The sequence below is a fragment of the Vibrio sp. 378 genome, assembly GCF_033339435.1.
In genome coordinates this window covers 1-662 of sequence record NZ_JAWOUO010000632.1, presented here as the reverse complement: position 1 = coordinate 662, position 662 = coordinate 1, and the positions used below count along the sequence as shown (strand labels likewise).

1 protein-coding gene is annotated in these 662 nt (G+C 40.5%); it reads left to right on the top strand.

All coding sequences use genetic code 11. The features are described from left to right. Positions 1–92: 92 nt before the first annotated feature. Positions 93–662 (top strand): hypothetical protein (locus tag R7Q48_RS27970; RefSeq protein ID WP_318119741.1); only part of this gene is annotated, 570 nt, incomplete at its 3' end.

Here is a 662-nt window from a genome sequence, read left to right as displayed (position 1 = left end):
CTGGCTAACCACTTTGAGCGTATCGATGTCATGACGATTATTTCTCAAGAGCTAGGGCATTTCCGCCCCGATATTACAGAGGTATACCTACGATGATTTGGGGATTTTTGACGGTAATTGTTGTGGGATTGGTATTGCTTTTTGCAGCACCATTTCTTGATTTTCTAACTCCCGATAGCACGATTTGGTTAGTAGACTTATCCAACTCAAATGGTCCTATTTTACTAGCACAAGGCGCAAAAACGCTCTGGTACCAATGGCAATCATGGGTTTACATATTCTTGTTTAGCCTCATGACAGCGTTCATTTTAGGTTTAATTTACAACGGCATTCGCACATTCGCAGATGAGTCGTTACTCAAAGCTAAGAAAGAATTAGCTAAAAAAACGAAAGAGATCGAAAACATAAAACGAGAATACCAAGGTCAAGTTGAGAAGGATATCGTAAACAAACACGCCAAAGAAGCGAAACGACTCAACAAGAAAGAAAACGAGATCTACGCTATCAAGCAGCAAACAGAGAACAAGGAAGTGGCGTTACAAAAGCAAATAAGAATAGTCAATCACGCACACCGTCGACAAAACCAACAGACACAGAGTAAGTTAGGTCAAAGAGATCGACTGAGCGCAGAGAAGAAAATAATGGCAGAGTTCTTAGATGAA